Genomic DNA, 17,956 nt, shown 5'->3' with positions numbered 1-17,956 from the left:
CCATCAGATTCCTTGCAGGCTTTCACGAGCCAGGCGTCGTTCCGTCGCCTGTTTCTGCAGGATATGCCGCGCGAGCAGTTGCCGTTGTGCATCAGTCAACGCTTCAAAGGATGTGCCGATTGCAAACTGCCCGCCCTCCAGTGGTTGGCAGCTCGCTATGCGTGCAGTCAGCAGCATGCCCAGGCCCTGTGGCATCAACGCCAGCTTGAGTGTCCAGGTTGAGCCTTCGTCAAGCGGCTGGTCATTGCTGAAACTAATACCACCTTCCGATAGCACGGTCGCCCGAGCTGGCCCGAGGTCCTGCAACAGGTCCTGGGCGAGCGCCTGACCAATCAGATCGATGCGCTTGTTCTGCACTTTCAGGTAGTTCGCCAGCGTGCGGTTGCCCTCGGCTATCTGACGCAGCAGATGCTGTGCTTCAAAGTCGAGCTGATGGAGTTCGCCGAGCAGTTCGAACCGTTGCGTCGAACCGTTACCTGAGACTGTTTCGGCGTGTTCCGGCGGCAGGATTTCAAGTGCGATCATATCCTCGATACGATAGTATTCGCGGCGATCTTCGGTGTCTTCAGTGGGCATGTCGATCCCTGAGCTGCAGTGATGACCTGAGTGTATCAGGCCGCTTGGCATCGTCATTCAGCTTGTTATTTCCCGCCAGCGAAAGCGAACCCAACGATTTATGTTCAGACCGCTGTCCGTGTATATCGGGGCGCGCTACACACGCGCCAGACGTCGCAGCCTCTTCGTCTCCTTCATTTCCTTTACGTCCATGATCGGGCTGGCGCTTGGTGTGCTAGTAATGATCGTTGTGTTGTCTGTGATGAATGGGTTCGATTATGAAATGCGCAGCCGTGTGTTGGGTATGGTGCCGCACGCTACGATCGAAAGCTCGACCCCAATCGACGACTGGCCGACATTAGCAGAGCGGCTCGCGCAGCATCCGCAGGTCGCTGCGGTCGCGCCGTTCATACAAATGCAAGGTTTACTGACTCATCGCGGGCAGGTCACCAAAATTCTGATTAACGCCGTGGACCCGGTTATCGAGCCGGAAGTCTCCATCGTGGGCCAGTTTTTCCTCGAAGGCACGCTGGCCGATCTTGCCCCCGGCGAGTTCGGCATTGTTATTGGCGACAAGGCGGCCAACACCTTGGGCGTAGGGGTCGGCGACAAGGTTACCTTCGTCGCCCCTGAGGTTACCGTCACGCCAGCAGGTGTATTTCCCCGCATGAAGCGGTTCACCGTGCGCGGTATTTTTCACGTGGGGGCCGGTGAGATCGATGGTTATGTGGCGATGGCCAACATCTCCGACCTGGCACGCTTGCATCGCTGGCAGCCGGATCAGGTCCAAGGTGTGCGCTTACGTTTCGTCGATCTGTTTCAGGCCCCGCGTATTGCATGGGAGCTGGCGGGTCAGCTGGGTGATGACTTCTACTCCCGGGATTGGACTCGCACGCACGGCAACCTGTACCAGGCCATCCGCATGGAAAAGGCCATGATCGGGTTGCTATTGCTGCTGATCGTCGCCGTGGCTGCCTTCAATATCATCTCCACGCTGGTCATGGTCGTGACTGACAAACGTGGCGATATTGCAATCCTGCGAACGCTTGGCGCGACGCCACGCCAGATCATGGCGATCTTCATGGTTCAAGGGACGGTGATAGGGGTCGTCGGCACGCTGGTCGGAGCATTACTCGGTATCTTCGCGGCGCTCAATGTAAGCAGTTGGGTCGCGGCGCTAGAGCGGTTGATCGGGCATAAATTTCTCAGCGCAGACGTGTATTTCATCGACTATTTACCGTCTCGACTGATGACCGCCGATGTGGTCCAGGTCTGCGTGGCGGCACTGATTCTTAGCTTTTTCGCTACCCTGTATCCGGCCTGGCGTGCGGCGCGGACGCAACCGGCCGAGGCGTTACGATATGAGTGAGTTGTTTATGAATGAACGGTCTGCGAACGAGGCCGCGGTACTGAGCTGCCGCAACCTGGGCAAGCGCTACGAACAGGGTCCGGAGTCGGTCAGTGTGCTGTCCGGGCTTCAGTTGGAGTTGTTTCCCGGCCAGCGGGTCGCCATTGTCGGTACTTCCGGCTCTGGCAAGAGCACGCTGCTCAATTTGCTCGGCGGGCTGGATACGCCTAGCGAAGGAAGCGTATGGCTGGCTGGAGAAGAGCTTTCCGCACTCAGTGAGAAGGACCGGGGCCTGTTGCGTAACCGTGCCCTTGGCTTCGTTTACCAGTTCCATCATCTGCTGCCTGAATTCAGCGCTCTGGAAAACGTATGCATGCCACTGCTGATAGGCAGCGCGCCGATAGCGGAAGCACGTACGCGGGCGACCGAACTGTTGCGGCGCGTAGGGCTTGGCCACCGACTCGCTCATAAGCCCTCCGAGCTGTCCGGGGGAGAGCGTCAGCGCGTAGCGATCGCCCGTGCGTTGGCGAACCGTCCGGCGTTGGTGTTGCTCGATGAGCCGACCGGCAACCTCGACCACCATACTGCTCAGGGGATTCAAGACCTGATGCTGGAACTGAGCACCTCATTACGTACGGCCTTCCTCGTCGTAACCCATGATTCACAATTGGCCGGCCAGATGGATCACATCTTGCGCCTGGAAGATGGCCGGTTGGTGGCTGGCTAATGTTCAGGCCGCTCAGCATCTTCATTGGCAGTCGTTACACGCGAGCCAAGCGTCGCAATCATTTCATTTCATTCATCTCGCTGACGTCCATGATCGGGCTGTCGCTGGGCGTGCTGGCGATGATCATTGTGCTGTCCGTCATGAATGGCTTTCAGCGCGAGATGAGCAACCGCATCCTGGGTATGGTGCCGCACGCCGTGATAGCCGGTGACGGAAGGCCAGTGGACGACTGGCAATCGCTGGCCGAGCAGCTACGTGCGCATCCAGGGGTGCTCGGTACGGCACCGATCACCCAGCTTGAAGGCATGCTTTCGTACAGGGGGTCGATGCAGCCGATTGAAATCAAGGGCATCGATCCGAAGGCCGAAAGCGAAGTGTCTATCCTCGGCTCGAAGATGGTCGCAGGCAGTCTCGACGACCTAGAGGCCGGGGAATCCGGCGTAATCGTCGGGCTGATGACTGCGCGTCGATTTGGTCTGAAGCTGGGCGATAAGCTCACGCTGATCGTGCCTGAGCTCAGCGATGCGCCTGGTGGTATTACACCGCGGATGCAGCGTCTGAACGTCGTCGGGGTGTTCAAGGTGGGAGCTGAGCTGGACGGTAGTTTGGCTATGATTCACCGAGCTGATGCAGCCCAGATACTTCGTTGGCAGCCAGATCAGGTCGAAGGCGTGAGGGTCAGGCTGGCTGATCTTTATCGGGCTCCGCAGCTCGCAACCGAGCTTGTCGCCGAGCTCGGCAAAGGTTACCGCAGTGAGGACTGGTCGCTTACCCAGGGGAGTTTGTTCAGTGCGATGAAGATGGAAAAGACCATGATCGGCCTGTTGCTTCTGCTGATCGTGGCGGTGGCAGCGTTCAATATCATCGCCACTCTGATCATGGTAGTCGCCGACAAGCGAGCGGATATCGCGATCCTGCGTACCCTTGGCGCAACGCCACGGCAAATCATGGCGATCTTCATGGTTCAGGGAAGCATCATCGGAATGACGGGAACCCTAATAGGGACGGTGCTGGGCGTGCTTGGTGCGATGAACGTCAGTGCCCTGGTGGCCTGGCTGGAAAAGGTATCGGGACAGCACATCTTCAGTTCGGATGTGTACTTCATCAGCACCCTGCCATCTGAACTGCGGCTGCAAGATGTCTTGCTGGTAACGCTGGCGGCGCTACTGCTCAGTTTCCTGGCGACGGTCTATCCCGCTTGGCGGGCCGCACAGACACAGCCGGCTGAAGCGCTGCGCTACGAGTAAGAAACAGTCTTAGCGGCGGTCCATCTGCCGCTTGCGCCAACTGCGTCCGACCCACCAGCGCCAATAGCTCTGAGTGGCGATATAGCCCAATATCGCCACCACAACGCCGACAACGAATGAGCCTAGGAAGAGCGGTTGCCAGTGGCTGTCGAGCATCTGACGCACCCAGGCAAGGCTGAGCTCCATCGGCATCGGGGAAACCGGCGTGTCCAGCAGCCAGGCGCCTACCTTGTAATTGCAATAGAACACCGGCGGCATCGTCAGTGGGTTAGTCAGCCAGACCAAGCCCACAGCGATCGGCAGGTTTGCCCTTGCTGGCACGGCGCACAACGCGGCCGCCAGCATCTGCAGGGGCATCGGGATCATGGCCCAGAACAGACCGATAGCCATCGCTCTGGAAACCGAATGCCGGTTGAGATGGAGCAGGTTGGGGTCATGGATCAACGTGCCGAGAAACCGCAAAGACTTGTGTGCCTTTAGACGGTCGGGGTGAGGCATGTAGCGTTTAAAAAAACGACGCGGCATGAAGATTCTCTGGCGGGGCGAAGCGCGCCCGATTATGCCTGAAACGAGACCCGGCGCTGAGAGGAGTTTGTGACATAAATTCTACACTGTGAGCGCCGACAGGACGTCGGTCATGCTATGTGACTCGGCGGTTTAACCTATCCGGAGCGGCCAGTCACGGGAAAGGAATCCAGGAGAACCGATGCGTACAGCGATGCTGGCGCTGGCAGCAGGCCTTCTACTGCTGCGCTTTTTACCGCAATTACCGCCTGTCTCAGCGTTGCCGTTCATATTGGCGGCGGGCCTGGTCTTGCTTCCGTTCCGCTGGCGAGCGATCGGTTGTTTTCTCTGCGGGTTTGCATGGGCGTGTCTCAGCGCCCATGAGGCGCTGGATGACCGCCTTTCAACCGAGCGTGATGGCCGTACGTTCTGGCTCGAAGGTACGGTGAGCGACCTACCGGATGTTCGTGGCGGTGTGGTGCGCTTCGAACTGGTCAATATATCGTCTCGGCATAGCGACCTGCCGTCCAGGCTTCGCCTGGCATGGTACGGCGGCCCCAGGATGCAGGCGGGTGAGCGATGGCGGCTCGCTGCCAAATTGAAAAAGCCACGGGGCTTGGTCAATCCGCACTCTTTCGATTACGAGGCCTGGCTCTTGGCTCGGCGGATCGGTGCCAGCGGCACGATCAAAGCCGGAGAGCGCGTGTCGGTGGCAGAGGGTGGGCCGGGGTGGCGCGACCAGTTGCGGCAACGCTTGTTGGCGGTCGATGCTCAGGGCCGCTCCGGCGCTATTGCCGCGCTGGTAGTGGGCGATGGCAGCGGCCTGTCCACCACGGATTGGCGCACGCTCCAGGACACCGGAACCGTTCATTTGATGGTTATATCAGGGCAGCACGTGGGCATGCTTGCGGGCTTGCTTTACGGCCTGGTGGCATTGTTAGCGCGTTGGGGAATTTGGCCGCGGCGCGTCGCCTGGTTGCCCTGCGCTTGTAGCCTGGCCTTGGCTGGAGCGCTTGCGTACGGCTGGCTGGCGGGTTTTGAAGTCCCAGTCCAGCGAGCGCTGGTGATGGTCTCTCTGGTGCTCCTGTGGCGTTTGCGGTATCGGCATTTGGGTGTCTGGCTGCCACTGCTGATTGCCCTTGATGCTGTCCTTCTGTTGGATCCGCTAGTAGGGCTGCAGTCGGGCTTCTGGTTGTCTTTTCTGGCGGTGGCGCTTCTTGCTCTGGTGTTCCGCGGCCGGCTTGGAAGCTGGAGTTGGTGGCGCGCATTAGGCCGTGCACAGTGGAGCATGGCCCTGGGCCTGTTGCCGATCCTGCTGGCGCTAGGCTTGCCGGTTAGCCTGAGTGGGCCGATTGCCAACCTCTTTGCAGTCCCACTGGTCAGCGCGGTAATCGTTCCGCTGTCGTTGTTAGGCACGTCCTTGTTGTGGTTGCCAGGCGTTGGCGAGCCGGTGCTATGGGTGGCCGGTGGGTTATTGGCAATTCTCTTTGATGCGCTGCAATGGCTTGCCGGCTGGCAACCGGCGTGGCTACCAGCGTCATTGCCGTTTTGGGCTTGGCTGCTGGTTGCGCTTGGGACGCTGCTGATCCTGCTTCCGCCCGGAATACCGTTTCGGGCGTTGGGTCTGGTGTTTCTGCTACCGCTGCTGTTTCCACCCATCGACAAGCCGGCAGCAGGGCAGGCGGAAGTCTGGCTGTTCGACGTCGGTCAGGGGCTCGCTGTGCTGGTCCGCACGCATGACCATGCGCTGCTGTACGACACAGGGCCGCGATATGGTGACTTCGACATCGGCGAGCGGGTTGTATTGCCGTCGTTGCGCACGCTGGGGGTGAGCGGTCTCGATCTGCTGATTCTCAGCCATGCCGATAGCGACCATGCGGGTGGCGCTTCGGCGATCCAGCGACAGATACGAGCTGGGCGAGTGATCAGCGGTGAGCCGGCAAGACTGCCTGCTTCGCTAGGCGCCGAGATGTGCCGCTCCGGAGACGCCTGGGAATGGAATGGAGTCCGCTTTACGCTTTGGCAATCACCACAGGCCAGCGATGGAAACCAGTCCTCCTGCGTGCTGCTGATCGAGGCGAGCGGCGAGCGTCTGCTGCTCACCGGCGACATCGACGTGGATACCGAGCAAGTGCTCCTGACGAGCGACATGCCGCTTGAGGTCGATTGGTTGTTGGTGCCACATCACGGCAGTCGCAGCTCGTCGTCAACCGCATTCATCGAGGCAACAGGTGTCGGAGGTGCGCTCATCTCGCGCAGCTTGCATAACGCATTCGGCCATCCGCATCTGGAAGTGTTGCAGCGGCTGCACGCTGCCGGAGCGCGGCTTTATGACACGGCAGAGCTAGGAGCGATTCGGATTCGCCTCGGCCGTTTTGAGCCTGTTCGAGGATTACGTACCGAGCGTCGATTCTGGCGGGAAAAATGAGAACCGGGGCCGTCGGCTGGCTGGCGGCCCTATGCTAGAGTGGCGCCACTTTTTCGAGGGGGATTCATCTCGTGTGGGAGCTGGTTAAAGCGGGCGGCTGGATAATGCTGCCAATCATCCTGTGTTCCATCGCGGCCGCCGGTATTGTTGCCGAAAGGCTATGGACGCTTCGGCCTAGTCGAGTGACCCCACCACACCTGCTTGGCCAAGTGTGGAAATGGATCAAGGACAAGAAGCTCAGTAATCAAAAGCTCAAGGAGCTGCGCGCGGATTCGCCGCTGGGGGAGATACTGGCTGCTGGTCTGGCTAACTCCAAGCATGGTCGAGAGATCATGAAGGAATGCATCGAAGAAGCGGCCGCCCGCGTCGTCCATGACCTCGAGCGCTACCTCAACGCGTTGGGTACGATTGCAGGTATCGCTCCCTTGCTCGGGCTTCTCGGTACTGTGCTGGGCATGATCGAAATTTTCAGTGCCTTCATGGGCTCTGGCATGGCCAACGCACCGTTGCTCGCAGCGGGTATTTCCAAAGCGCTGATTACTACCGCGGCGGGTCTGATGGTCGGCATACCAGCACTGTTCTTCCATCGCTTCCTCCTGCGCCGAGTCGAAGAACTCGTAGTCGGTATGGAGCAGGAAGCGATCAAGTTGGTTGAAGTTGTGCAGGGTGACCGTGACGTCGACCTAGGTGAGGGCAGGGCGTGAAGTTTCGTCGCAAGGCGCGGGAAAACGTCGACATCGGCTTGGCCCCGCTGATCGATGTGGTGTTCATTCTGTTGTTATTCTTCGTGGTGACCACCACTTTTACTCGTGAAACCCAACTGCAGGTTGATCTGCCGGAGGCGGCGAGCGGGTCGCCACCACAGGAAACTGAGCAGAAGCGGCTGGAGGTTGTGATCGACGTCAGTGGCAACTTCAGTCTCAATGGCAAGTCGCTGGTCAAGCATGACCTGAACACATTAATGGCGGCGCTCAGCAAGGCGTCGGGCGGCGATACAAGTTTGCCGATGATCATCAGTGCCGACGGTAAAACTCCGCACCAAGCGGTCATTACCGCCATGGACGCAGCCGGGAAGCTGGGCTTCGCGCACCTGCGCATCACTACCATTGAGGCCCAGCCGGAGCCCTAATGTCCTTTGCTGATCGTCTCCAGCGGGCCTGGTACGAAGGGCATCCTGCCTTGGCGCTGCTCGCACCGTTGGAAATGCTCTACCGCCGCGTGGTGACCGCTAAGCGAAAGCGGTTCATCAGCGGCGTGATCGATTGCTATCGGGCGCCCGTGCCTGTGGTGGTGGTCGGAAATATCACCGTTGGCGGTACCGGCAAGACCCCCCTGATTCTCTGGCTCATCGAGCACTGTCAGCGACGCGGCCTGAAAGTCGGTGTAGTTAGCCGTGGTTACGGTGCCAGACCACCCGAATATCCGTGGCGGGTAGAGCCCGAGCATTCTGCAGCCGAGGTTGGCGATGAACCATTGCTGATCGCGCAACGAACAAACGTACCGGTGATGATTGATCCTGATCGTTCCCGCGCGGTTCGTAAATTGCTCGAACTTGAGCTGCTGGACCTGATCCTTTCCGACGATGGACTGCAGCATTACCGGTTGGGGCGCGATCTGGAGCTCGTCCTCATTGATGCTGCTCGTGGACTGGGCAATCAACGCTGTTTGCCCGCTGGCCCGCTACGTGAGCCATTGGAGCGGCTGGAATCGGTCGATGCGGTGCTGATAAACGGCGCGCAGGTGGACAGTCGCTCGGGTTTTGCGTTCGCCCTGCAGCCATCGAAATTGATCGAGTTGAGCACTGGGAAAGTCTGGCCTCTTGACCATTTTCCGGCAGGCCAGCGGATGCATGCAGTCGCTGGAATCGGCAATCCACAGCGTTTCTTCACCACGCTCGAGGCGCTACACTGGCGGCCGATTTCGCATGCCTTCGCCGATCACGCTCGTTATAGCCTGGAGCAGCTGAGTTTCAGTCCAGAGCTACCCTTGGTGATGACCGAGAAGGATGCGGTCAAATGCCGGGCTTTTGCGCTGCCGGGCTGGTGTTATCTCCAAGTCCAGGCCGAGCCTTCCGCAGCTTTCGTCACTTGGTTTGATTCCCAGCTGGACCGTTTGCTGCCCGTTCATCCCTAAGCCGCTCGATCTGCCAGGTGCGGTCGGCTGCATCCAAGGACTGCACACCATGGATACCAAACTGCTCGATATTCTTGCCTGCCCGCTCTGTAAGGGGCCGCTGAAGCTGACCGATGACAAGTCCGAACTGATCTGCAAGGCCGACGGCATGGCTTTTCCGGTCCGGGACGGCATCCCGGTGATGCTTGAAAGCGAAGCCCGCACCCTCGACGTGGATGAGCGTCTGGACAAATGACTAACGCTTATACCGTGGTGATCCCGGCGCGTTACGCATCCACGCGCCTTCCGGGCAAACCTCTGCAGGACATTGCTGGCAAGCCGATGATTCGCCATGTCTGGGAGCAGGCCTGCAAGAGCCGGGCGCAGCGGGTGGTGATTGCCACGGACGATCAGCGCATTCTGCAAGCCTGCGAAGGCTTCGGTGCGCAGGTATTGCTAACCCGGGTCGACCACAATTCGGGCACCGATCGGCTTGCCGAGGTGGCGGACCAGCTGGGCTTAACGGCTGACGCGATAGTCGTCAACGTACAGGGCGATGAACCATTGATTCCGCCTTCGGTGATCGACCAGGTGGCACTCAATCTGGCTGCTCACCCCGAAGCCGCGATCGCCACGCTTGCCGAGCCAATCAGCGATCCGCACGCGCTCTTTAACCCGAACGTGGTGAAGGTGCTGAGCGATATCAATGGGCTGGCGCTGACTTTCAGTCGCGCGACACTGCCGTGGGCGCGGGACGAATTCGCTCGTAAGCCCGATGCGCTTCCGAGTGATGTTCCGTACCGTCGGCACATCGGCATCTATGCCTATCGGGCCGGGTTCCTGGCTGACTTCGTGGCCTGGGGGCCGTGCTGGCTGGAGAATACTGAGTGCCTGGAGCAATTACGTGCGCTCTGGCACGGCAAGCGCATTCATGTCGCCGATGCGGTCGAGGCGCCTCCGGCTGGCGTCGATACTGCCGAAGATCTTGAGCGCGTCCGCAAGCTGCTCGGAGCTTGAGCGTGAAGGTTCTGTTCGTTTGCATGGGTAACATCTGCCGATCGCCCACTGCTGAGGCTGTACTGCGCAAGTACGTACAGGATGCTCAGCTGGACAGTCGAATCGCCATAGATTCGGCTGGTACCGGTGACTGGCATGCCGGGAAGGGACCCGATCAGCGCGCTTGCCAGGCTGCAGCCAAACGAGGCTACGACCTCAGCGCTCTTAGGGCGCGTCAGGTGACCGCCGACGATTTTCAGCGCTTCGATCTCATCCTGGCGATGGATCACGACAACCTAAAGCGGCTGCAGGCCCTGCGTCCAGCAGACTCACACGGTGAGCTCGATCTATTTCTGCGCCGATACAAATTGGGCACGGACGCTGTACCCGATCCGTATTACGGCGCGGAGGACGGCTTCGAGCAGGTGCTCGACCTGATCGAGCGTGGTGCTGCTGGATTGCTCAATGAGATCAGAGGGCGTCAATGAGCCTTCTCATCGAGCAGGGTTATTCACTCAAGGCGCTCAACACCTTTGCGGTCGAAGCCCGTGCCGCCTATTTCGCTGAGGCCCGGGACGATCAAGCAGTAACCGAAGCGATCAATGAGGCCCGCCGTCTCGACGTTCCGCTATGGGTCCTTGGAGGCGGCAGCAATTTGGTACTGACCGGCGATGTACAAGCACTGGTGCTGCACATGGCCAGCCGGGGCATTCGAGTTATTGAGGATGGCGGCCAGCAAGTAGTGATAGAAGCGGAGGCCGGCGAGCCTTGGCATCCGTTCGTATTGCGGAGCCTAGAGCTTGGTTTGGCTGGGTTGGAAAACCTCAGCCTGATCCCCGGTACGGTCGGTGCGGCACCCATCCAGAATGTCGGGGCGTACGGGGTCGAGATAAAGGATGTCTTCGCTGGGCTGACTGCACTGGACCGCCAAACTGGCAGTTTGGTGGAGTTCGATTTGGCGGCATGTGAATTTGCCTACCGCGACAGCCTGTTCAAACGTCAGGCGGGACGCTATGTGATTCTTCGGGTGCGTTTCATGCTTCACCGGACTGCGGAACTAAGTCTTGAGTATGGCCCGCTCCGTAAGTGGCTGCAGCAGCATGATGTCCAGTCCCCCACACCGATGGATGTGAGTCGTGCGGTCTGTTCGATCCGCAGTGAGAAGCTGCCAGACCCTAGGGTTCTGGGCAATGCAGGCAGTTTTTTTAAGAACCCCTTGGTTCCTCAGTCGAAAGCTGACGCCTTGCTCGAGCAATACCCCGATCTGGTGGCGTTTCCGCAAGTTGGCGGGCAGGTCAAGCTTGCCGCTGGCTGGCTCATTGATCGTGCAGGCTGGAAGGGTTATCGACAGGGGGATGTGGGCGTCCACAGGCTGCAAGCGTTGGTGCTCGTCAACTACGGCCAAGCAACCGGCCAGCAAATCCTGCAACTTTCCGAAAAGATCCAAGCTGACATCCTAGAGCGTTTCGGTGTGAAGTTGGAAATCGAGCCAAACGTCGTCTGACTCTGCACCTTTCGGCTATGCCGTGCCCGTTCTGAGCTTTTTAAGGGTGACGGATCTCCCTGATCTCCGCGGCTACAGCCGGAAATAGTAAGGGTCGAGTAGGCAGGTTTTCTCTGGGTATCTGAGCGCTCCACAAAAGCGCGGCGCCGCGATCATTCAACGACTGTCCGCCAACAAATAAAAAAGGGGATGCCGAAGCATCCCCTTTACATCGCTGGTCCTGTCAGTCTTAACGCTTGTCAAGGCCTTGCGGATCGGCTTCCTCCTGCACATCCGCGTCAGCTTCAGTGGCGGGCTTGATCGCCTCCACTTCGGGCTGGAGCAGCTCGGTCACGGGCTGTTCGGCTTCTGGTTCGGCAGGTGGCGTTTCCGGCTTCCGGGCGACGCTTGGCTCTGCATTGCCATTCGCCGTGCTGGCTGGCTGCTCAATTGTCGCGTCGGTGTCCGGTTCGCTGACAACGATTTCAGGGCTGGCCAGTTCTGCCGGAGCTTGGGTTTCGGTTGTCGCTTTCTCTTTCGCTTCGGCCTCGGCTGCTTCTTTAGCAAGACGCTCTTGCTCCAAGCGGCGGCGGCGGACCTCACGTGGGTCGTTAGGTGCACGACCGCTAGCCGTCACGACCGGCGCTTCAGTCTCGGTCGCGGTCTGGGCCTGCTCCTCGAAAGCAGGAGTGGCCACAGACTGCGAAGTCTCGGTCTCCGTTGCTGACGCTTCGGGCTCGCTGGCTTTCTGCGCCGCCGGAGCTGGCTCCGCTTCTGCGATAACCGGTGTCACGGCTTCGCTATCCTGAGTTGCGGGAACATTGGCCGGCTTGTCAGCTTCGTTCGTTTGATTAACGGCCACGGCTGGAGCTGAGGCTTCCGCTTCCCTTGTTTCGATTTGAATCTCAGCGGGTGCGGTGTCGGCGTCTGCGGTGTTCGCCGCGAGAGCGGCGGCAGTTGCGGCAATGGCGACCTGTTCAGATTTCACTGGTGCATTGCTTTCGCTTACCTCGGCGTTGGTGCTTTGGGCTTCGTCGTCGATCTCGTTTCCATTGGCGTCGCGTTGACGATCACGACGGTTGCTGCGGCGACGCTGGCCACGAGAGCGGCGGCGTGGGCGATCGCTACCTTCTGGCGAATCCTGCTCCTCCTGAGCGATCTCCGCGGTTTCGCTCTGCTGTTCCTCTGCGCTCTCGGCTTGTTCTACGCGAGGTTTACGCTCTTCGCGGGGCGGACGCGGCTTGCGCTCAGAGCTTTCTTCGCCATTCGCCGCGACTGGTGCGGTCTGAGCGTTATCATCGAGCGGTGCGCGCAATTCGCGCTTGCGCTCTTCTCGCGGCTGACGATCTTCGCGCGGGGTGCGTTCACGACGTGGTTGCTGTTGCTGTTGCTGTTGCTGTTGCGGCTGTGCAGTATTTTCGCTGGCTTCGACTGGCTCACGAGACTCACGCGGTTCGCGAGCTTCCCGTGGCTTGCGCTCTTCGCGTGGAGGGCGCGGCTGACGCTCTTCGCGAGGCTGGCGGTCTTCACGAGGGGCGCGCTCTTCACGAGGCTTGCGCTCTTCGTCGCGGCTGCTGCGCGAATCACGGCGACGGTTCTGCTGGCGACCACTGCGGCGTTCATCGTTGCGTTGTGGGCGGCTGCTAGCGGCGGGTTTCTTCTCGACTTCAGCGGCTGGCGTTTCCTGCTTGCCGGCGAAGAGGCCGACCAGGGACTTGACCAACCCCTTGAACAGGCTTGGCTCCTGAGTCGCGGGTGCAGGCAGCTCAGCGGGCGCAGCGATCGGGGCCGGCGCGGGCGCGGTACGCTGTGGCGCGGTTTTGACGGCCGCTTCCTGACGAACCAGTGTGCGCGTCGAGCTGACCGGCTGAACTTCCTCAACCTCGGTTGGGCTCATTTCATAGCTGGCCTGACCGGCGATAATTTCCGGGCTATCGTCGCGCAGACGCTGCACTTCGAAGTGCGGCGTCTCTAGATGGTCGTCCGGCAGGATGAAGATGCGCGCGCGGCTGCGCAGTTCGATCTTGGTGATCGCGTTGCGCTTCTCATTGAGAAGGAAGGCGGCAACCTGGAAGGGAACGCGGGCGCGGACCTCGGCGGTACGATCCTTAAGGGCTTCTTCTTCGATCAGACGCAAGATGGCCAGCGACAATGATTCGACGTCGCGAATGATGCCTTGGCCATTGCAGCGCGGGCAGACGATACCGCTGGTCTCGCCGAGCGATGGGCGAAGGCGTTGGCGGGACATTTCCAGCAGGCCGAAGCGCGAGATGCGGCCGACCTGGATTCGTGCGCGGTCGGCTTCCAGTGCTTCACGAACCTTCTCTTCAACGGCGCGCTGATTCTTGGCCGGCGTCATGTCGATGAAATCGATGACGATCAGTCCGCCAATGTCGCGCAGGCGCAGCTGGCGGGCGATTTCCTCGGCCGCTTCCAGGTTGGTCTGCAGGGCAGTTTCTTCGATGTCGCCGCCCTTGGTGGCGCGCGCCGAGTTAATGTCGATGGACACCAGTGCTTCAGTCGGGTCGATAACGATGGAACCGCCGGATGGCAGCTTCACTTCGCGCTGGAAGGCCGTCTCGATCTGGCTTTCGATCTGGAAACGGTTGAACAGTGGTACAGGATCTTCGTACAGCTTGATCTTGCTTGCGTACTGCGGCATGACCTGCTGAATAAAGGAAAGCGCTTCGTCCTGGGCTTCGACGCTGTCGATCAGAACTTCGCCGATGTCCTGGCGCAGGTAGTCGCGAATGGCGCGAATGATGACGTTGGATTCCTGATAGATCAGGAAGGGGGCGGCGCGATCCTGAGAGGCTTCCTTGACTGCGCTCCATAGCTGCAACAGGTAATCGAGGTCCCATTGCATTTCTTCACTTGAACGGCCGAGACCGGCAGTACGGACGATCAAGCCCATATCGGCAGGGACATCAAGACCGTTCAGTGCTTCGCGCAGTTCGTTGCGTTCTTCGCCTTCAATGCGACGAGAAATGCCGCCCGCGCGCGGGTTGTTCGGCATCAATACGAGATAGCGACCGGCGAGGCTGATGAAGGTGGTAAGGGCAGCGCCTTTATTGCCGCGCTCTTCTTTTTCGACCTGAACGATGACTTCCTGGCCTTCGCTCAGGACTTCTTTGATGTTGACGCGGCCTTCCGGCGACTTCTTGAAGTACTCGCGGGAAATTTCCTTGAGGGGGAGGAACCCGTGGCGATCGGCACCGAAATCAACGAAGGCGGCTTCAAGGCTGGGCTCGACGCGAGTGATCTTGCCCTTGTAGATGTTGGCTTTCTTCTGTTCACGAGCACCGGATTCGATGTCAAGGTCGAACAGGCGCTGGCCATCGACCAGTGCGACACGCAACTCTTCGGGCTGAGTTGCGTTAATTAGCATTCTTTTCATGTAGTACCGTCGGTTTCCAAGGCAGCGGAAACGGCGTTCGGCACACACGACTCTCGCGGTCGGTGTCAGGTGAGTCAGGAATGGTTGTAAGGCACTCCAGTGTCCAGCGATTTCAGGCCAGTTGGGCCGGCGTCGCGACGACGTCTCCTGCTTACTGTCGGAACAGAAGCAATGGTTCGGGAGGAGGAATCAGCAATCGGTAGCGGACGGAATGAAGCGTCTATGAAAGCCTTTACTACGCAATCCGAGGGCTGTACATCTCCACCCAACACTCATACTTTGAAAATCGGGTGCCGCTCGCAGAATCCGGGAGCGGGTTATCGATTATCGTGATTCCCCTTCGGGAACACGCATCATGTCTTCAAGGCTTGTTTCGGAGCTTCTGCTGCTTGAGAAAAGCTCCGCTGGACGGCCTCACGTCCTGGAACATTGCTGGGTCAGGGATGGCGGTTTCGCAGGCACTCCCTAACCTGTCCGCTTTTGGCGGCGCCTGGACTATAACAGTAATGTTTAAGTGCTTCAAATAAGGGAAAATTGATATCATCCGCGCATGACCAATACCCCCTCTCAGACCTCCGGCGTGCAAATGCTCGAGGTCTCGCCGGAGCTTGCCGGCCAGCGCATTGATAACTTTCTCCGTACCCAGCTCAAAGGTGTGCCCAAGACCTTGATCTATCGCATTTTGCGCAAGGGCGAGGTGCGGGTAAACAAAGGCCGTATTAAACCCGAGTACAAGCTTCAGGCGGGTGATGTCGTGCGGGTGCCACCGCTTCGGTTGCCTGAGCGGGACGAGCCAGTCCCGCTCGCGCAAGGGCTTCTAGAGCGGCTTGAGGCGGCAATCGTTTTTGAAGACAAAGCCTTGATTGTGTTGAACAAGCCTGCAGGGATCGCGGTGCATGGAGGCAGCGGGCTCAGCTTCGGGGTTATCGAGGCGCTGCGTCAGTTGCGCCCGGATGCAAAGGAGTTGGAGCTGGTGCATCGTCTGGATCGGGACACCTCCGGGTTGCTGATGATCGCAAAGAAACGCAGCATGCTGCGTCACTTGCACCTGCAATTGCGGGGCGATGGGGTCGACAAACGCTACATGGCTCTCGTTCGGGGGCGCTGGGACACCGGTAAGAAGCAAGTAAATGCGCCGCTGCTGAAAAATACCCTGCGTTCAGGTGAGCGGATGGTGGAGGTCACTGACGAGGGCAAAGACGCACTGACACTTTTCCGCGTGCTGCGCCGTTTTGGCGACTTCGCTACCCTGGTCGAGGCCAAGCCGGTAACCGGACGTACGCATCAGATTCGTGTGCATGCCCGCCATGCCGGTCACAGCATCGCTGGCGATAATAAATATGGTGATGAAGAGTTTTCCGCGCTCATTCGTGATCTGGGTGGTAAGCGCCTGTTCCTGCATGCCTATGCGCTGAAGATTCCCTTGCCTGACGGTGGCGAACTGAGTTTGGAGGCGCCGGTCGATGATGTCTGGGCCCGGACGCTGGAGAGGCTTGGTGAATAAGTACGAACTGCTGATCTTCGATTGGGATGGGACGTTGGCGGATTCCATCGGGCGTATCGTTGAATCGATTTTGGTTGCTGCGGCCCGGTGTGACCTGCCGCGGCTGGATGAGGACAATATCAAGGGGATTATTGGGCTAGGTCTGCCCGAGGCGATAGCCGCGCTGTATCCAAACGTCACCGACAGAAGGTTGGTTGAGGCGTTCCGTCGTGCGTACGCCGACCATTATTTGTCACTGGAGGCTGAGCCGTCGGCGCTTTATCCGGGTGTGGCGCACGCGCTACAACAGTTCCGTGATCAGGGGCATCAGCTTGCTGTGGCGACTGGCAAGGGGCGGCGCGGGTTGGATAGGGTCCTGGCAGGGCAGGGTTGGACTGATTTTTTCGATGTGACCCGGTGTGCTGATGAGACGGCGAGCAAGCCTGACCCGCTCATGATCCACGAAATCCTCGCTCACTGCGGGGTCGCGCCCGAGCGGGCTCTGATGATTGGGGATTCGGTGTTCGATTTGGAGATGGCAAGGCGCGCAGGCGTAGACAGTGTTGCGGTCTCCTACGGCGCACAACCCGTCGAGGTGTTGTTGTCGTGTTCGCCGTGCATGGCTATCAATCATTTTTCGGAGCTCGGTGACTGGCTGTGCTCTGCTGCTGGTCACGCTGAGGTGGTTGCATATGTCGGATGAATGGGGGAAACCCGTGAATGAGTCTAACGAAGACCGTACCAGTCTAAAGCTGTTGGAGAAAACGCTGCTTGCCGGTGTGCAGGAGCAGCGGCGAGCTCGGCGTTGGGGGATCTTTTTCAAGCTGTTGACGTTCGTGTATCTCTTTGGGGCGCTGCTGATATTTTCTCCGCTGTTGCACATGGGGGAAGGGGAAGCTGTTGGTGATACCCACACTGCGATCATCAATGTCCGCGGAATGATTGCCGATGAAGAGGCGGCGAGTGCAGACAACATTGTCGGTGCGTTGCGTGCGGCCTTTGAGGATTCAAATACCAAGGGTGTGGTGTTGCGGATCAACAGTCCGGGTGGCAGTCCGGTGCAGTCCGGCTATATCTATGATGAGATCCGCAGGTTGCGGGGGGAGTACCCGGCCATCAAAGTTTATGCAGTGATTGCCGATCTAGGGGCGTCTGGCGCTTATTACATCGCAAGCGCTGCGGATGAAATTTATGCCGACAAGTCGAGCCTGGTTGGTTCTATCGGCGTCACCGCTGCGACCTTTGGCTTTGTCGAGACAATGGACAAGCTGGGCGTCGAGCGCCGCGTCTATACCTCTGGGGAGCACAAGGCGTTTCTAGACCCCTTTCAGCCGGAAAAGCCAGAGGAAACCGAGTTCTGGCGCAGCGTGCTTGCCACCACTCACCGGCAGTTCATCGACAGCGTGAAGCAGGGGCGGGGCGATCGATTGCAAGTCGCGGGGCATCCTGAGCTCTTTTCCGGGCTCATCTGGTCTGGTGAGCAGGCGCTTGAGCTCGGTTTGATTGATGGTCTTGGCAATGCCAGCTATGTCGCACGCGAGGTAATTGGGGAAGCAGAGCTGGTGGATTTCACCGTCAAAGACTCGCCTTTGGAGCGGTTTACCAAGCAGCTCGGTGTCAGTATTGGTTCGCAGCTTGCCCTGTGGATGGGTTTCCAGGGGCCTCGGCTGCGTTAG

The 17,956-nt window shown here is 59.3% G+C and carries 17 protein-coding genes; 14 read left to right on the top strand and 3 right to left on the bottom strand.

Translation table 11 applies throughout. The features are described 5' to 3' along the window. Nucleotides 1-3 precede the first annotated feature (3 nt). Nucleotides 4-576 (bottom strand): PilZ domain-containing protein, encoded by a 573-nt coding sequence (locus ACQKIK_RS02195; protein ID WP_241530573.1) that lies wholly within the window; start codon nt 574-576, stop codon nt 4-6. A 100-nt stretch (nt 577-676) separates the two neighbouring features. Here ACQKIK_RS02195 and ACQKIK_RS02190 point away from each other — a divergent pair, with 100 nt between their 5' ends. From ACQKIK_RS02190 to ACQKIK_RS02180, 3 genes are read left to right on the top strand one after another with little or no spacing between them, the layout of a single operon-like run. Further along, on the top strand, nt 677-1,924 hold the full coding sequence (locus ACQKIK_RS02190) for a lipoprotein-releasing ABC transporter permease subunit (protein WP_463308295.1): 1,248 nt from the start codon (nt 677-679) through the stop codon (nt 1,922-1,924). A 7-nt stretch (nt 1,925-1,931) separates the two neighbouring features. Continuing rightward, entirely contained in the window at nt 1,932-2,630 is a 699-nt protein-coding gene (gene lolD / locus ACQKIK_RS02185) for a lipoprotein-releasing ABC transporter ATP-binding protein LolD (RefSeq protein ID WP_499135176.1), read from the top strand. After that, the gene (locus ACQKIK_RS02180; protein ID WP_127838800.1) at nt 2,630-3,877 is read left to right on the top strand and encodes a lipoprotein-releasing ABC transporter permease subunit; all 1,248 of its coding nucleotides are present in this window, start codon (nt 2,630-2,632) and stop codon (nt 3,875-3,877) included. The genes lolD and ACQKIK_RS02180 overlap by 1 nt, the downstream gene beginning before the upstream one ends. A gap of 9 nt (nt 3,878-3,886) precedes the next feature. Here ACQKIK_RS02180 and ACQKIK_RS02175 read toward each other — a convergent pair whose 3' ends face one another. Next, nucleotides 3,887-4,402 carry a DUF2062 domain-containing protein gene (locus ACQKIK_RS02175; RefSeq protein WP_045428862.1) on the bottom strand — a complete coding sequence of 172 codons (516 nt, stop codon included), beginning with the start codon at nt 4,400-4,402 and terminating at the stop codon, nt 3,887-3,889. A 181-nt stretch (nt 4,403-4,583) separates the two neighbouring features. Here ACQKIK_RS02175 and ACQKIK_RS02170 point away from each other — a divergent pair, with 181 nt between their 5' ends. The 8 genes from ACQKIK_RS02170 to murB all read left to right on the top strand — a co-directional run bounded on the left by ACQKIK_RS02170 (nt 4,584) and on the right by murB (nt 11,421). Continuing rightward, entirely contained in the window at nt 4,584-6,809 is a 2,226-nt protein-coding gene (locus tag ACQKIK_RS02170; protein WP_241530576.1) for a DNA internalization-related competence protein ComEC/Rec2, read from the top strand. Nucleotides 6,810-6,880: 71 nt separating this feature from the next. Further along, nucleotides 6,881-7,513, top strand: coding sequence for a flagellar polar localization protein PocA (locus ACQKIK_RS02165; protein ID WP_045428860.1), 633 nt, complete (start codon nt 6,881-6,883; stop codon nt 7,511-7,513). Next, nucleotides 7,510-7,938 carry a flagellar polar localization protein PocB gene (locus tag ACQKIK_RS02160; protein ID WP_241530577.1) on the top strand — a complete coding sequence of 143 codons (429 nt, stop codon included), beginning with the start codon at nt 7,510-7,512 and terminating at the stop codon, nt 7,936-7,938. Before ACQKIK_RS02165 ends, ACQKIK_RS02160 begins: the two co-directional genes overlap by 4 nt. Continuing rightward, nucleotides 7,938-8,942 (top strand): tetraacyldisaccharide 4'-kinase, encoded by a 1,005-nt coding sequence (lpxK, locus tag ACQKIK_RS02155; RefSeq protein ID WP_241530578.1) that lies wholly within the window; start codon nt 7,938-7,940, stop codon nt 8,940-8,942. The genes ACQKIK_RS02160 and lpxK overlap by 1 nt, the downstream gene beginning before the upstream one ends. 49 nt (nt 8,943-8,991) lie before the next feature. Beyond that, nucleotides 8,992-9,177: a Trm112 family protein gene (locus ACQKIK_RS02150; RefSeq protein WP_019342470.1), complete on the top strand. Its 186-nt coding sequence runs from the start codon at nt 8,992-8,994 to the stop codon at nt 9,175-9,177. After that, nucleotides 9,174-9,938 carry a 3-deoxy-manno-octulosonate cytidylyltransferase gene (kdsB, locus tag ACQKIK_RS02145; RefSeq protein ID WP_045428854.1) on the top strand — a complete coding sequence of 255 codons (765 nt, stop codon included), beginning with the start codon at nt 9,174-9,176 and terminating at the stop codon, nt 9,936-9,938. Before ACQKIK_RS02150 ends, kdsB begins: the two co-directional genes overlap by 4 nt. A gap of 2 nt (nt 9,939-9,940) precedes the next feature. Continuing rightward, nucleotides 9,941-10,405 carry a low molecular weight protein-tyrosine-phosphatase gene (locus tag ACQKIK_RS02140; protein ID WP_241530579.1) on the top strand — a complete coding sequence of 155 codons (465 nt, stop codon included), beginning with the start codon at nt 9,941-9,943 and terminating at the stop codon, nt 10,403-10,405. Beyond that, nucleotides 10,402-11,421, top strand: coding sequence for a UDP-N-acetylmuramate dehydrogenase (gene murB, locus ACQKIK_RS02135; RefSeq protein ID WP_499134592.1), 1,020 nt, complete (start codon nt 10,402-10,404; stop codon nt 11,419-11,421). The genes ACQKIK_RS02140 and murB overlap by 4 nt, the downstream gene beginning before the upstream one ends. A gap of 229 nt (nt 11,422-11,650) precedes the next feature. On the opposite strand, the gene rne is transcribed toward murB, so the two are convergent. After that, nucleotides 11,651-14,797 (bottom strand): ribonuclease E, encoded by a 3,147-nt coding sequence (gene rne, locus ACQKIK_RS02130; RefSeq protein ID WP_241530581.1) that lies wholly within the window; start codon nt 14,795-14,797, stop codon nt 11,651-11,653. Nucleotides 14,798-15,347: 550 nt separating this feature from the next. Here rne and rluC point away from each other — a divergent pair. From rluC to sppA, 3 genes are read left to right on the top strand one after another with little or no spacing between them, the layout of a single operon-like run. Next, entirely contained in the window at nt 15,348-16,301 is a 954-nt protein-coding gene (gene rluC / locus ACQKIK_RS02125) for a 23S rRNA pseudouridine(955/2504/2580) synthase RluC (RefSeq protein WP_127838805.1), read from the top strand. Further along, nucleotides 16,294-16,983 (top strand): HAD-IA family hydrolase, encoded by a 690-nt coding sequence (locus tag ACQKIK_RS02120; protein WP_241530582.1) that lies wholly within the window; start codon nt 16,294-16,296, stop codon nt 16,981-16,983. Before rluC ends, ACQKIK_RS02120 begins: the two co-directional genes overlap by 8 nt. Continuing rightward, complete coding sequence (sppA, locus tag ACQKIK_RS02115; protein ID WP_499134590.1) at nt 16,973-17,956, top strand: signal peptide peptidase SppA; 984 nt, start codon at nt 16,973-16,975, stop codon at nt 17,954-17,956. The genes ACQKIK_RS02120 and sppA overlap by 11 nt, the downstream gene beginning before the upstream one ends.

It is taken from the genome of Pseudomonas sp. NPDC047961 (genome assembly GCF_050272435.1).
Classification (GTDB): domain Bacteria; phylum Pseudomonadota; class Gammaproteobacteria; order Pseudomonadales; family Pseudomonadaceae; genus Stutzerimonas.
Note: the sequence above shows the minus strand (reverse complement) of the source record. Positions and strands in the feature narration are given on the sequence as shown.

Coding starts and splice junctions, on each gene's coding strand:
- ACQKIK_RS02195 (WP_241530573.1), bottom strand. CDS start 576: ATGCCCACTGAAGACACCGAAGATCGCCGCGAATACTATCGTATCGAG.
- ACQKIK_RS02190 (WP_463308295.1), top strand. CDS start 677: ATGTTCAGACCGCTGTCCGTGTATATCGGGGCGCGCTACACACGCGCC.
- lolD (WP_499135176.1), top strand. CDS start 1,932: ATGAATGAACGGTCTGCGAACGAGGCCGCGGTACTGAGCTGCCGCAAC.
- ACQKIK_RS02180 (WP_127838800.1), top strand. CDS start 2,630: ATGTTCAGGCCGCTCAGCATCTTCATTGGCAGTCGTTACACGCGAGCC.
- ACQKIK_RS02175 (WP_045428862.1), bottom strand. CDS start 4,402: ATGCCGCGTCGTTTTTTTAAACGCTACATGCCTCACCCCGACCGTCTA.
- ACQKIK_RS02170 (WP_241530576.1), top strand. CDS start 4,584: ATGCGTACAGCGATGCTGGCGCTGGCAGCAGGCCTTCTACTGCTGCGC.
- lpxK (WP_241530578.1), top strand. CDS start 7,938: ATGTCCTTTGCTGATCGTCTCCAGCGGGCCTGGTACGAAGGGCATCCT.
- ACQKIK_RS02150 (WP_019342470.1), top strand. CDS start 8,992: ATGGATACCAAACTGCTCGATATTCTTGCCTGCCCGCTCTGTAAGGGG.
- kdsB (WP_045428854.1), top strand. CDS start 9,174: ATGACTAACGCTTATACCGTGGTGATCCCGGCGCGTTACGCATCCACG.
- murB (WP_499134592.1), top strand. CDS start 10,402: ATGAGCCTTCTCATCGAGCAGGGTTATTCACTCAAGGCGCTCAACACC.
- rne (WP_241530581.1), bottom strand. CDS start 14,797: ATGAAAAGAATGCTAATTAACGCAACTCAGCCCGAAGAGTTGCGTGTC.
- rluC (WP_127838805.1), top strand. CDS start 15,348: ATGACCAATACCCCCTCTCAGACCTCCGGCGTGCAAATGCTCGAGGTC.
- sppA (WP_499134590.1), top strand. CDS start 16,973: ATGTCGGATGAATGGGGGAAACCCGTGAATGAGTCTAACGAAGACCGT.